This window comes from Peribacillus sp. 05N428 (assembly GCF_056397085.1).
Map to the genome: position 1 here is coordinate 117,924 of NZ_JBFTMS010000010.1, position 12,782 is coordinate 130,705.

Here is a 12,782-nt window from a genome sequence, read left to right on the forward strand (position 1 = left end):
TAGTCCATTAGGAAATTATTTTGAACATGATTTCATATTAATTAGATTGTAATACCCTGGTCTCGCCCGAACGAGAAACCTTACTCCATAAAAAAATTGTAAATATGCTTAATTGTGTCATAATTATGGGTTTTCTGGAATTAAAACAACCGTTGTTGTACAATCATGTATATTCAAACTAAGATAAAGAGATCTGTGAAATATACTCGTGCTTTTTGAAGTCTTTATTTTTTTATAGTGAAGGGAAGTGAACTCAATAAATTAATAACAAGCCATAGGAAGGTAAGCCTTACATTCCATCTCTAATGGTAGTCAGGTTATTTCTTGAATCACTTCTTTCCTATCTTCTGGATTACAAAGTATTCAATACTATCTTTTCAGCGAAAGGAGAGGATTTCCAATGTCAGAAATGAATCACACGGTCGAATTTAATTTACTGATGGGATGGAGTCCCTTTTTACTATTGGTTCTCATATGTATTGCGGGTCTTTATTTATTTGCTATAGGGGAACGAGAACGGTTAAGTAGGTTTAGCGGCATGGGGCCGGTGAATCGTTTAAAAAAGTTTTCCTTTCTGTTTGGAATTTTTCTCTTTCTCATTGCAAAGGGGAGCCCTTTAAATATGTGGGGGCATTATTTATTCCTCATCCATATGCTGCAGCAATCGATTATTTACCTGGCTGTACCTCCCCTGATACTGGCAGGCCTGCCTACTAGGATGGTCGACTTGATATTGGGCATAGGGCCATTAAGGAAAGTATGGAGGGTCTTTACTAAACCTGTTATTGCAATCTTGGCATTTAATGTGCTCTTTTCTTTTTATCATATACCATTTATATTTGATGCCATCATGTCCAGTACACTCTGGATGAATGTATCCATAGCGATTCTATTGCCTACTGCCTTTTTTATGTGGTGGCCGGTCATATCGCTGAATCCTGCAGTTAATAGCATGAAGCCCTTGCATAAAATCGGCTACATTTTTGGGATGGGCATGTTACTAACCCCAGCTTGCGCATTGATCATCTTTTCGGAGGGGATTTTATATCAAACATATCTAAACGTACCTAGGGTGCCAGGGGTATCCCTTCTCGATGATCAACAGTCTGGTGGCATTGTCATGAAAATCTTGCAGGAAGTCATATACGGAACAGCACTATTCTGTATATTCTTTCAATGGACCCGAGATGAAAGGAAGAAAACAGAGTTTGAAGATAAAGTAAGGCTGGAACGTATAAAAGATATGCATAACTTCTAAAACCTTTAGATGGTGTTCTGTGTAATGACCAGTCAAACTATGATTGGCGTTTCCAGGTAACCCATTTGCAGGACTCTTTAATACATAGGATGAAAAAAAAGGAATGGTTTTCCATGCTTTTTTAGGCTTAATTTATTTTATATTATCAATTTGATTTTCAGTGTAAGATACATACAAAAAATTAAACAAACCTTGTTCCGCATGATAAACTAAAATTCCATTTAGTTTTATAAAAGAGTTCGTAAGGAGGAACAAGTATGGATAATAGGGTGATTTATGTAATTCTTTTTGCATTTGTCATTATTGCATACTTTTATATTAATCATACCTCAATGCTAGATAAGGAAGAGCCTCCAACTCACATATTGGATACTGAGCGTGAAAATAAATAAACGAAATTTAAAACAAAAAGTTGAGATTGTCAAGGGCAAAGTGCTGATTCCAAAAGGGGGGAGTACTAGAACTGGTTTTTGTATTGAATCTCCCTATTGTTTCGATAGATTATGAAAGCCTAAAAGAGAGAAGGAACTCTTTTAGGCTTTTTTAGGATTAAAATAATATTTATGTCAATTTAACAAGGATAGATATACTCACATATTAAGAGACCTATGTTCCTATATATTTGTTGTTTTTCTTGAACTGCATGGGGAAGCATGGAGGATTCCAATCTTTATATATTTGATTGCTAAAAAGATAAATGCATTAGGGGTCAATTTACAGAAGAAAGATATTACGATCCCAATCATGGCCGAAAACCAGCATATAGTGTTGTTTAAGTAATTAACAATACTATAATAATTTAGAGCTATGTTTAATAAAAGATTTCGCCGATATATCCAAGATTCTTCAGTAGTACTTTCAATTACAAGCAAAGAAGTGGGAAGTTCTGCAGGTGTTGAAGTTGTTTTAGACAATGGATTCTTTTTTTCTGCTCAACCGTCACAACTTGGTGCATTCCAAAACCTTTTAGTGCACACAATAAACAACTTGAAAACATCTTCCGAAAACTTAACAGCAGCGGAATCTGTATCCTTGACGTAGATTATGCTTTAGCTGATAACGGCTAGAGAGTTAAAAAGTCTGGATCTTGTTTTTTAAATCCTTATGTGGGGAATAGTAAAAAAATGTTGAACTAAATGAATTTATATTACATAATATATATATGAGCATATATTCATATATAGGAAGGGTGTGTTGGGATGGGACATAATCACGGACATTCCCATGGTCACGGACATGGTCATAGTCACGGGTCGGGAAATAAAAAAGCATTATTTTTATCATTTATAATCATCACTATTTTTATGATTGTGGAAGTAATTGGTGGACTGGTGACGAACAGTTTGGCTTTACTGTCCGATGCAGGCCATATGCTTAGTGATGCAGCTGCGTTAGGGCTTAGCTTAACTGCCATCAAGTTAGGGGAAAGGAAAGCGTCAGCCACGAATACATTCGGGTATAGACGGTTCGAAATCATTGCGGCTTCCTTAAATGGAATTACGCTGATTGCCATCTCCCTTTACATCTTCTATGAAGCGTATCAACGATTGATGGATCCCCCTGAAGTGCAAAGCATTGGGATGTTATTGATCTCGGTTCTAGGGTTAATCGTGAACATCATCGCTGCAGCTATCTTAATGAAAGCGGATAAGGACTCAAACCTGAACGTGCGGAGTGCATTTTTACATGTCCTGGGGGACATGCTGGGATCAGTGGGGGCCATAGTGGCTGCGTTGTTAATCATGTTCTTTGGATGGGGGATCGCTGACCCTATTGCCAGTATCATTGTGGCCATCTTGATCATCATTAGCGGATGGAGGGTGACGAGGGAATCCTTCCATGTCCTGATGGAGGGTACCCCTTCACAGATAGATATACAAAAAGTGAAGGAAACACTACAGGGCATCCCTCAAGTTGAAGATGTTCATGACCTGCATATCTGGTCCATCACTTCGGAGATGCCAATGTTAAGTTGCCACATCGTGTTCGGTGGGGATGGAAGCCATGATGCGATACTCCATCAAGCGCAAAAGATCCTTCACGATGAATTTGGATTTGAACACAGTACGCTCCAGGTTGAGAATGCAGATAAGGGCTGCGCCAGTCCGCATGGTACCTGTAACTATTGATGATTGGCATGTTCAATGGCCTGTTTCAGGAGATCCAAAACATGTTCATCATCATGCGTGTAGAAAAGGGTGGTTCCTTCCCTTCGGAATTTCACCAAACGCAAGTTCTTAAGAAAGCGAAGCTGATGTGATACAGTCGATTGAAGCAAAGATAGTTTATCGGCAATGTCATTTACAGAGTATTCCCCGTGAAACAGTAAGTGTAGAATGCGTAAGCGAGTCGGGTCTGATAATGCTTTAAAAGTTTGCGACACGATAAACAATGTTTCCTCATCAAGATTTTCTGTTAAATTCAGATGGTTATCATTTTGGTTTTCCATGTGATCAACTCCCAATTTTGATTATAACAATAATGAAGTATTAAAAAAATCATGGGTATCTCATACCTATGATTTTTTTATTTTTTTTGCATAACCCTTACTAAATACTCTGCCGACTCCCGTCAAAAGGGCCGAACCGCGCTTATGCTGCCAAGGCCGACCTAAAAAATACAAGCCTTTAACATTAGTTAGACCCCTGGATTGGATGGGGTTACCCATTTCGTCACAGACGTGAGGAATCTTAATCCAACTGTAAGAAGACTTAAAGCCAGTTGCCCAAATGAAATTCTGGACTTTTAAATTCTCATAGTCCAAAAACCCAATTGACTGATCTTCACATTTAATGGTCCGAGGCAGGATTTTTATTTTACTATCTCTTGTAAATTCCTTAAGGTCATAACCGAAAATCGAATCACCTGCCTTTCTAAGTTTTTGCCCAATTCTAGGATCCTTTTCGCCTTCAGTAACCCAGTCGGTTGAACCACCAAAATGTACTTTTTCCTAAAATGGACAACGGTAGGTGTCGCGTTTTTTCCCTACCGAGAGATATACTTGCCTCGTGGTAGTTAGTTCGACTGCGATTTGGCTCCCTGAATTACCTCCACCCACGACTACGGCGTTCCCAGGTCTTAGTTGGGAAGGTTTCCTATACGATGAAGAGTGTATTTTGAAATACCAGGGGTGAAAGATTCCTAGCAATTTCCGGAATGAAAGGTGTTTGAAAAGGACTTGTCACGATAATGACTTTTCTTGCTTGAAATGTGCCTTTTGTCGTCGTCAGGAAAAAATTGTCGTCCTGTTTATCCAAAACCATCACTTCTGTTTCCATTTGGATGGGTAAATCAAAAGTAATGGCGTATTGTTCAAGGTACTCTGCAACCTCATCTTTAGTGGGAAATCCTTGTTGGGGTCCCTTTAGGGGTAATCCTGGAAGAGAACTAAGGTATCTTGGTGTAAATAAAGTCAGAGAATTATACCTCTTTCTCCAAGTATCCCCGATACGGATCCCACCATCAATGATGATAAACATGTGGTCGCTCTTTGAAAGCCAATACCCCATGGAGAGACCGGCCTGACCGGCCCCGACGACGATTACATCTAAAATAGTCAGAGTCATTCACCTCAATTTTGAAATATGAGCATATATTCATATTTCGTGATATTGATGATTCAGGGCCGAGGCAAAATAAAAGAACTTAACCCCCCCAATTTTGAGTATAATGTACAAACTTTTATTATTGGAGGTAAAGTATGACAGAGGGTTTAAAAGTCAGCCTATTTATAATGATGATGATTTTCCTTGGAACTGGTTTAGGTGGTCTGGCCACAAAGTATGTAGAGGGTGTCTTGAGAAGGAATTATCGGCTATTACACATGTTCTGTGGTGGATTATTGGTTGGGTTATTGGGATTGGAAATCTTTCCGGAAACGATCAGTGATTATGATTCACTTGGTATACTTGCTGGCTTCTCCTCAGGAATCGTCTTCATGCTATTTATGGATCATATTCTGCATAACATGAAAGGTGTACATTTCGAGAAGCCCCAAATGTACATTTTCCTGTTCCTTGCACTCTTCATTCACAGCATTCCTACAGGCTTGGCCTTAGGCATGAGTTTTCAGGACCAGCAACTCCAAAATTCAGCCCTGTTCTCGGCCATTTTGATTCATCACTTTCCCGAAGGAATGGTCATGATGGTTTCAGTCATGGTTTCCAATGCCAACCCTAAAGTCTTTTGGGTGTTTAGCTTTTTACTATCCTTAGCAGTTGGTACGACTTCATATCTTGGAATGACAATAAATACTGGCTCAATAAAGATTCAAACCCTGCTTTTGGGAGCAGCTCTGGGTACCCTTAGTTATGTCACTCTCTATGAAATACTATGGAAGGGGGCTTCCGACCGTTTCACCCCATTAATGGTCGGGGCTGTTTTGGCTGGATTTCTAACCTTTCTATTCCTGCAAATCGCTGCCTTTAGCCATTGAAAAATAGTTCTAGCTTTGGTAGAGAAGTGAATACTTAAAACGGTAGGTAAAAGCTATTGATGGATTATGTGACTTGTCTTTATAATGACAAATTTGTATCTAACAAATTAAAACCTGCCCCAAATTGAGGGCAGGATTCTCAAATCTAAAAAGGACGTACTCCTTATATTAAAATAACTCCTTTTGGTTGATGATGATTTTTACAAGTGACCTAACCATTGCCATTCAATGATAGAAAAACTGAAATAGCAATTAGTATTGCTAGAGAAATTACACCAATCACCATCCAATGTTTATTATTGTCCTTTAACAAGAGTAACCCTGTTATAAAGCAAAGTAACGCAAGTGCGATTATGGTTATTCCTATTCCAATGTACACGTCCTTCCCCCTTAACTTCTCCTTTTTTTCCTCTTATAAAATGAATGAATTATTTTCAACCCCAACCGAATAGAAGGGCTGCCTGAGCTACCGCAAATGTCACCAGGAAGGCAATCGCGGTAGGTATCATGAAGGACCAGAATGTCCATTTCAAACTCTTTGTTTCCTTATATATATTGACCAGTGTCGTACCACAAGGGTAATGAAGCAGGGAAAATAACATCATGTTCAATGCCGTTACCCAGGTCCACCCATGGTCAAGGAAAATTCGCTTTAGATCCTCGATCCCATCGACATCCATTAACGATCCCGTCGATAGATATCCCATTAACAGGATAGGTAAAACAATTTCGTTTGCCGGCAGACCAATTAGAAAAGCCATTAGGATATACCCATCCAGTCCGATTAATTGTCCCAACGGGTCCAGAAAGTTAACGATGTATAAAAGAATGCTCATATCCCCAATCTGTATATTAGCTAGAACCCAGGTTAAGATACCTGCAGGGGCTGCCACTTTTATGGCACGATAGAGAACAGATAGCGATTTGTTCAAAGACGACCTCACGACCGTATCGAAAAATTTTGGTTTCCTATAAGGAGGGAGCTCCAGAGTGTAATGTGTGGGAACCCCTTTAAGAGCCGTCTTGGAAAGTACCCACGATACAAGGAATGTGGTCATTATGCCGACTATCACAATTCCAACAATCACTGAAGTCGTCACTATTGAATTCATCCCCCCAGTGAAACCCGAGGCCATAAAGAGGGAAGATAGAATAATCAACGTTCCCCAACGTCCATTACAAGGGACAAAATTATTGGTTAAGATGGCTAACATACGTTCCCTAGGAGATTCGATGATCCTGGAGGACATGACGGCTGCTGCATTGCACCCGAACCCCATCGCCATTGTAAGGGATTGTTTCCCGTGGGCTCCTACAGTTTTGAATAATCGGTCCATATTGAAGGCTACTCGTGGAAGATATCCATAATTCTCAAGTAGGGCAAAGACAGGAAAGAAAATGGCCATAGGTGGAAGCATGACACTGATCACCCAGCTTGTTCCGCGATATAATCCAAGTACTAGAACCCCATGTAGCCAATCAGGTGCGCCGATATTATTAAAGGAAACAGTCAAATAACCTTCAACCCATCCGAAAAAGTCGGCCAACATTGAAGATGGAATGTTGGCCCCGGCGATGGTTAAGTAGAATACCGTCCCCAACATAACCAACATGATGGGAAAGCCGAAAATTGGAGAAGTGAAAATAGCATCCAATTTTTCCGTTCTCTCGTTATGTTGGGCTTTTGAGAAAGTAACTCCTGCTTTGATTAATTGATTACTTTGTTTATACAGCTGTTCGACTATTCGATCTCGAATATGTGAAGAGGAAAGACGGTCCGCCTGTTGAAATAGTTCATCCATATTATGCTGTTCTTTCGATGTGTTCATCTCCATTATTTATATACCTCATTTATGGTATTTCTCTTTTCCACTTGCCTCAACAAGTCCTTATCCCCATCCAGGAGACGTAAGGTAAGCCATCGAGTAGGAAGGCCAGCGCCGAAAATCTTTTGCACCATTGGTTCAAGAGATTTTATCCTTTGTTCGATTTCATCATCATAGGGCATATGGAAAGGGGTGCACTGTATTTCTCCCATTAATAAACGATCAAGGGTATCAAGCAACATGGGTATACCTTCTTTGTTTCGTGCAGAAATTTTAATGACGGGAACGCCTAATCGCCTCATTAAAACCCTTTCATTGATATGGATTCCTAATTTCTCCGCCTCATCCATTAAATTTATACAGATGATTGTTTTTTCGGTCATTTCCAATACCTGTAACGCCAAATTCAGGTTTCTTTCCATTGCTGTCGCATCAAGAATTACAATAGTGACATCGGGCTTTTCGAACACGATGTAATCCCTGGCGATTTCTTCGTCCAACGAATTTGAATATAGGGAGTAGGTCCCGGGAAGATCAATGATTTCATATTGCTTTTCCTTGAAAGAAAAGGTTCCAGCTTTCATATCGACAGTCTTTCCAGACCAATTCCCGGTATGCTGCCTCAAACCTGTAAGAAGGTTAAATAAAGTGCTTTTGCCTGTATTGGGATTTCCGGCAAGGGCTATTCGAAACGTCTCACTCATATTGAATCAACTCCCCTTCTATCTTTTGACTCTCCTCTTTTCTTAAAGCAATGGATGTTTGGCTTACACGGAAGGCAATAGGATCACCTAACGGACTTTTGCGAATCACTTCGACAACGGCTCCAGGAACAAATCCTAAATCGAGTAACCTTCGCCGCATGACGCCAACAATATTTAAATGTTTGATGCGGATGAAATCTCCCTTGTTTCCATCATACAATGATAACTTTTTAGACAACTCCATCAATATTTCTCCTCTACATTTTTTTTTACCATGCGCAACTTTTATTTTATATTATGGGATATATGCTTAAATTGTCAAAGGAAATCCAACCTTTTAAGAATTTTTTTAAATTTAAACATTTACTCATTTTTTGATATTGGCTATTGCATTCTTAAATGAGATTTTAAAATTACCTCTTAGTCTGAAATTTCATGCACCAGGAAAGAAATATGAAAAATTTGTGAGTGGATATTTTGGAATAACATTTTATATTTGAAGTTATGGTTAGAGAACATAGTCAAATATTTAAATTTATTTATCAGAAAATTCAGATTATTGAAGGTGGTGTGAGGGCCCATTGATTAAAGTAGGATTAAGTAGGACTATGGAAAGGACCACTTAAACTGAAAATTATTAGTGAATATTCAGTTTGAGTTATTGCTAAGGTGTAATGTAAAAATTATACAGAATTATATTAAAATAAGATAAATGGCTGAATCACTAGTAAATCCTTAAAAGAAAAGTAAACTCCTCAACAAGTAGATTTTAAATAGTTATTATATTTCATTTCAGAAAGATTTTCGAACATTTCTGTTCAATTACCATCTTCTTACTGCTCTTTAATGAACTTTATGTGACAGATGTCACTTTATATTGTCTTTTTTTTAACTTGGGATTAATATGAGTATGTCGGGATATGTGAATATGGTAACACTTTATCCGAATAATTAACAATTGGAATTTTATTATATAAGAAAGGGGTAGTACTATGAAAATGAAATGGGCTTTATTAACTATACTTTTTACCATTGCCACAGTGCTTACCGGTTGCGATAACCCATTAATGATCTTAGATCCTAAGGGTCCTGTAGCTGAGACACAAGCAAATGTCATTATGATATCAATTTGGACAATGGCGTTTGTCGTTCTTGTTGTGGTTGTACTTTATATCTTCATGATAATGAAATATCGTGCTTCCAAACAGCGTGAAGATTATGAACCACCTCACATTGAAGGAAGTAAGACTCTTGAAATAATTTGGGTTGCAATCCCAATTTTAATCGTCGCTTTCCTTTCAGTTGTTACTGTTCAATCGACTTCTGAAGTCGAGGCAACCCCGAAAGGATATGAAGATAAGGAACCATTAATTATTTATGCTTCTTCATCGAATTGGAAGTGGCACTTTAGTTATCCGGAAGAAGATATCGAAACAGTCAATTACCTGTTTTTACCAACGAACCGACCGATTGAATTTAAACTTTATTCGTACGGACCAATCTCTAGTTTCTGGATTCCGCAACTTGGAGGACAAAAATATGCGATGTCCGATATGGTTAACACATTACACTTAGCAGCTTATGCTCCAGGTGACTATATGGGTCGAAATGCAAACTTCAGTGGGTCTGGTTTTGCCGAGCAAACGTTCAACGTTAAGGTGATGCCTCCAAAAGAGTATGTTAAGTGGGTAGATGAAATTAAAGCTACTGCTGAACCAATCACAGAAGAGAAATTCAATAAATTATTAGAGCCCGGTCATGTTGGGCAATCCACATACACTGGAACTCACTTGAAGTTTTCACCAGCTCCAGAAGGTCATAGTAACCACGGATCATCAGATACTAGTGAAACTGAAAATGATTCTAAAGAATCCGATGAAGGCGAAGGTTCAACAAATTCTGACCACAGTAACATGAACCATGAATGATTATTATTTAAGGAACGTCCGATAGTAAAGCAGGCTTTAACTTATTACCATTAATGTAATAACGTTACGAAAGGAGTTACAAAGAGTATGGATTACTTTGATCGATTTGCCGTACCTCATCCAAGTCCTGCGATTTATGCATCGATGGTTGCCATTGGCTTAACTATGATCGCGGTTGTCGCAGGAATTACCTATTTTAAAAAATGGGGTTACTTATGGCGTGAGTGGTTAACAACAGTTGACCATAAACGTATTGGTATCATGTACATCTTGTCAGCACTACTTATGCTTTTCCGTGGTGGCGCCGATGCTCTCATGATGCGTGCTCAAACGGCTGTTCCAGATAACGGTCTTTTGGATGGACAGCATTATAATGAAATCTTTACAACACACGGGGTCGTGATGATCCTGTTTATGGCAATGCCATTTATCATTGGGTTAATGAACATCGTTACACCATTACAAATTGGAGCGCGTGACGTAGCATTCCCACGTTTAAACGCAGTAAGCTTCTGGTTATTTTTCATGGGTGCGATGCTATTTAACATCTCATTCGTAGTTGGTGGTTCTCCTGATGCAGGCTGGACATCTTACTTCCCGCTGGCAAGTAACGATTTCAGTGAATCAGTCGGTTCGAACTATTACGCAATTGCCATTCAGATAGCTGGTATCGGTACATTACTGACAGGTATCAACTTTATCGTAACAATCCTGAAAATGAGAGCTCCTGGCATGAACTTAATGAAAATGCCAATGTTCACATGGTCTATCTTGATCACAAACTTCATTATCGTTTTCGCTTTCCCTGTATTGACAGTGGCACTTGCGTTGATGACAATGGATCGTCTATTCGGAACTCAATTCTTTACGATGTCCAATGGCGGTAGCGATATGCTTTGGGCGAACTTGTTCTGGGTTTGGGGACATCCTGAAGTTTATATCGTAATTCTTCCTGCCTTTGGTATTTACAGTGAGATCATTTCGACTTTTGCACGTCGTAACCTGTATGGATATAATTCGATGGTTATCTCCATGGTAGCTATTTCCACTCTATCTTTCGTTGTATGGGCTCACCATTTCTATACAATGGGTCAAGGTACAATGGTTAACAGCATATTCTCCATCACAACGATGGCAATCGCTGTTCCGACCGGCGTTAAGATATTCAACTGGTTGTTCACACTTTGGAAAGGTAAAATCGTATTTACCGTCCCAATGCTTTACTCCTTAGCTTTCATTCCGATTTTCACACTCGGTGGGGTAACAGGGGTTATGCTTGCCATGGCAAGTGCTGACTACCAATACCATAATACAATGTTCTTAGTAGCTCACTTCCACTACGTATTGATTCCTGGTACTGTATTTGCCGTACTTGCTGGCTTTACGTACTGGTGGCCGAAAATGTTCGGTTTCATGTTAAGCGAAAAAATCGGGAAATGGGCATTCTGGTTTATCACAATCAGCTTTAATGTAACATTCTTCCCAATGTTCATCACTGGTTTAGATGGGCAAGCACGTCGTATGTATACGTATTCTGAATCAACTGGCTATGGTCCATTGAATATGCTTTCTTTCATTGGGGCAGTTGGCTTAGCAATAGGTTTCGCGCTTATCGTATACAACATTTATTGGAGCACTCGTTATGCATCAAGAAATATTTCAAACGATCCATGGGATGCACGTTCTCTAGAGTGGGCTACACATACACCAATACCAGAATACAACTTTGCAATTGTGCCAACAGTTGATTCTACAGAAGCATTCTGGGATGCAAAGAAAAAAGGCTTTAAATTATTTGGTGGTAAGGTAGAAAAGATTCATATGCCAAATAACAGTGGCGTGCCGTTTATCATGAGCTGTATCTTCTTCGTTTGGGGCTTTGCAATGGTATTCAGCATGTGGATCATTGCAATCATCGCAACGATCGGTATCTTTGCTTGTATGGCTCACCGTTCATTCGAAAAAGATCACGGACGTTATATCTCTGTTAAAGAGATCGAAGAAACTGAAAATAAATTGCGAGGTGCTAAGTAATGAAAATAGATAACTCGCTGCCACTAGAATATAGCACGGAAGAAAATCGCTTAAAGATTTTTGGATTCTGGATTTTCTTAGGAGCAGAAATAGCTCTTTTCGCTACATTGTTCGCCGCTTATTTTGTACTAGTTAAAGGTACCGGAGATGGTCCTACAGGGGAAGAACTATTTCAAGTACCAACCCTAATGCTCCAAACAGTTTTTCTTTTAACAAGTAGTTTTACCATTGGCCTTGCAATCCATGCAATGAGACTTGGTAGACAGAAAGCGATGGTCAATTTCTTCATTATTACACTTCTTCTGGGTTTAGGCTTTTTAGGAGTCGAAATCTATGAATTCGTGGAGTATGTTCATGAAGGTGCGACTCTTCAAACAAGTGGTTTCTTATCTAGTTTATTTACTACTCTAGGTACACATGGAGCTCACGTTACACTTGGTTTATTCTGGGGAACATTCATTATCCTTCAGATTAAAAAACGCGGCTTGACTCCAGAAACCACAAACAAAGCGTTCATTTTTTCTCTTTACTGGCATTTCTTGGATGTTGTCTGGATTTTCATATTCAGTTTCATCTATTTGAAAGGAATGATGTAAT

11 protein-coding genes and 1 pseudogene are annotated in these 12,782 nt (G+C 39.0%); 7 read left to right on the forward strand and 5 right to left on the reverse strand.

What is annotated here, in order from left to right:
• Positions 1-400 precede the first annotated feature (400 nt).
• From AC1DIV_RS12235 to AC1DIV_RS12245, 3 genes are all read left to right on the forward strand, one after another.
• A complete protein-coding gene (locus tag AC1DIV_RS12235; RefSeq protein ID WP_477576486.1) occupies positions 401-1,258 on the forward strand; it encodes a cytochrome c oxidase assembly protein in 858 nt (285 codons plus the stop codon).
• A 257-nt stretch (positions 1,259-1,515) separates the two neighbouring features.
• Entirely contained in the window at positions 1,516-1,650 is a 135-nt protein-coding gene (locus AC1DIV_RS12240; RefSeq protein ID WP_340874166.1) for a hypothetical protein, read from the forward strand.
• A gap of 807 nt (positions 1,651-2,457) precedes the next feature.
• A complete protein-coding gene (locus tag AC1DIV_RS12245) occupies positions 2,458-3,387 on the forward strand; it encodes a cation diffusion facilitator family transporter (protein WP_336864953.1) in 930 nt (309 codons plus the stop codon).
• On the opposite strand, the gene AC1DIV_RS12250 is transcribed toward AC1DIV_RS12245, so the two are convergent.
• Positions 3,381-3,707 (reverse strand): ArsR/SmtB family transcription factor, encoded by a 327-nt coding sequence (locus tag AC1DIV_RS12250; protein ID WP_336864951.1) that lies wholly within the window; start codon positions 3,705-3,707, stop codon positions 3,381-3,383. The two genes, AC1DIV_RS12245 and AC1DIV_RS12250, sit on opposite strands and share 7 nt — an antisense overlap.
• 66 nt (positions 3,708-3,773) lie before the next feature.
• A pseudogene (locus AC1DIV_RS12255) lies at positions 3,774-4,824 on the reverse strand (flavin-containing monooxygenase).
• Positions 4,825-4,958: 134 nt separating this feature from the next.
• Between AC1DIV_RS12255 and AC1DIV_RS12260 the strand changes: the two are divergent.
• Positions 4,959-5,693 (forward strand): ZIP family metal transporter, encoded by a 735-nt coding sequence (locus tag AC1DIV_RS12260; protein WP_336864949.1) that lies wholly within the window; start codon positions 4,959-4,961, stop codon positions 5,691-5,693.
• A 434-nt stretch (positions 5,694-6,127) separates the two neighbouring features.
• On the opposite strand, the gene AC1DIV_RS12265 is transcribed toward AC1DIV_RS12260, so the two are convergent.
• The 3 genes from AC1DIV_RS12265 to AC1DIV_RS12275 are packed head-to-tail and all read right to left on the reverse strand — an operon-like array spanning position 6,128 to position 8,467.
• On the reverse strand, positions 6,128-7,495 hold the full coding sequence (locus AC1DIV_RS12265; RefSeq protein ID WP_419721594.1) for a nucleoside recognition domain-containing protein: 1,368 nt from the start codon (positions 7,493-7,495) through the stop codon (positions 6,128-6,130).
• A gap of 32 nt (positions 7,496-7,527) precedes the next feature.
• Positions 7,528-8,223 (reverse strand): FeoB small GTPase domain-containing protein, encoded by a 696-nt coding sequence (locus AC1DIV_RS12270; protein ID WP_336864945.1) that lies wholly within the window; start codon positions 8,221-8,223, stop codon positions 7,528-7,530.
• Complete coding sequence (locus AC1DIV_RS12275) at positions 8,216-8,467, reverse strand: FeoA family protein (RefSeq protein WP_477576488.1); 252 nt, start codon at positions 8,465-8,467, stop codon at positions 8,216-8,218. Before AC1DIV_RS12275 ends, AC1DIV_RS12270 begins: the two co-directional genes overlap by 8 nt.
• 748 nt (positions 8,468-9,215) lie before the next feature.
• Between AC1DIV_RS12275 and qoxA the strand changes: the two genes are divergently transcribed.
• The 3 genes from qoxA to qoxC all read left to right on the forward strand — a co-directional run bounded on the left by qoxA (position 9,216) and on the right by qoxC (position 12,781).
• Positions 9,216-10,151 (forward strand): cytochrome aa3 quinol oxidase subunit II, encoded by a 936-nt coding sequence (gene qoxA, locus AC1DIV_RS12280; RefSeq protein WP_477576490.1) that lies wholly within the window; start codon positions 9,216-9,218, stop codon positions 10,149-10,151.
• An 87-nt stretch (positions 10,152-10,238) separates the two neighbouring features.
• Entirely contained in the window at positions 10,239-12,185 is a 1,947-nt protein-coding gene (gene qoxB / locus AC1DIV_RS12285; RefSeq protein ID WP_477576492.1) for a cytochrome aa3 quinol oxidase subunit I, read from the forward strand.
• A complete protein-coding gene (qoxC, locus tag AC1DIV_RS12290) occupies positions 12,185-12,781 on the forward strand; it encodes a cytochrome aa3 quinol oxidase subunit III (protein WP_477576494.1) in 597 nt (198 codons plus the stop codon). The genes qoxB and qoxC overlap by 1 nt, the downstream gene beginning before the upstream one ends.
• Position 12,782: the final 1 nt, after the last annotated feature.

What these genes read in the sequence shown, in the direction of transcription:
- AC1DIV_RS12235 (WP_477576486.1), top strand. Translation starts at nt 401, where the DNA reads ATGTCAGAAATGAATCACACGGTCGAATTTAATTTACTGATGGGATGG.
- AC1DIV_RS12240 (WP_340874166.1), top strand. Translation starts at nt 1,516, where the DNA reads ATGGATAATAGGGTGATTTATGTAATTCTTTTTGCATTTGTCATTATT.
- AC1DIV_RS12245 (WP_336864953.1), top strand. Translation starts at nt 2,458, where the DNA reads ATGGGACATAATCACGGACATTCCCATGGTCACGGACATGGTCATAGT.
- AC1DIV_RS12250 (WP_336864951.1), bottom strand. Translation starts at nt 3,707, where the DNA reads ATGGAAAACCAAAATGATAACCATCTGAATTTAACAGAAAATCTTGAT.
- AC1DIV_RS12260 (WP_336864949.1), top strand. Translation starts at nt 4,959, where the DNA reads ATGACAGAGGGTTTAAAAGTCAGCCTATTTATAATGATGATGATTTTC.
- AC1DIV_RS12265 (WP_419721594.1), bottom strand. Translation starts at nt 7,495, where the DNA reads ATGGATGAACTATTTCAACAGGCGGACCGTCTTTCCTCTTCACATATT.
- AC1DIV_RS12270 (WP_336864945.1), bottom strand. Translation starts at nt 8,223, where the DNA reads ATGAGTGAGACGTTTCGAATAGCCCTTGCCGGAAATCCCAATACAGGC.
- AC1DIV_RS12275 (WP_477576488.1), bottom strand. Translation starts at nt 8,467, where the DNA reads ATGGAGTTGTCTAAAAAGTTATCATTGTATGATGGAAACAAGGGAGAT.
- qoxA (WP_477576490.1), top strand. Translation starts at nt 9,216, where the DNA reads ATGAAAATGAAATGGGCTTTATTAACTATACTTTTTACCATTGCCACA.
- qoxB (WP_477576492.1), top strand. Translation starts at nt 10,239, where the DNA reads ATGGATTACTTTGATCGATTTGCCGTACCTCATCCAAGTCCTGCGATT.
- qoxC (WP_477576494.1), top strand. Translation starts at nt 12,185, where the DNA reads ATGAAAATAGATAACTCGCTGCCACTAGAATATAGCACGGAAGAAAAT.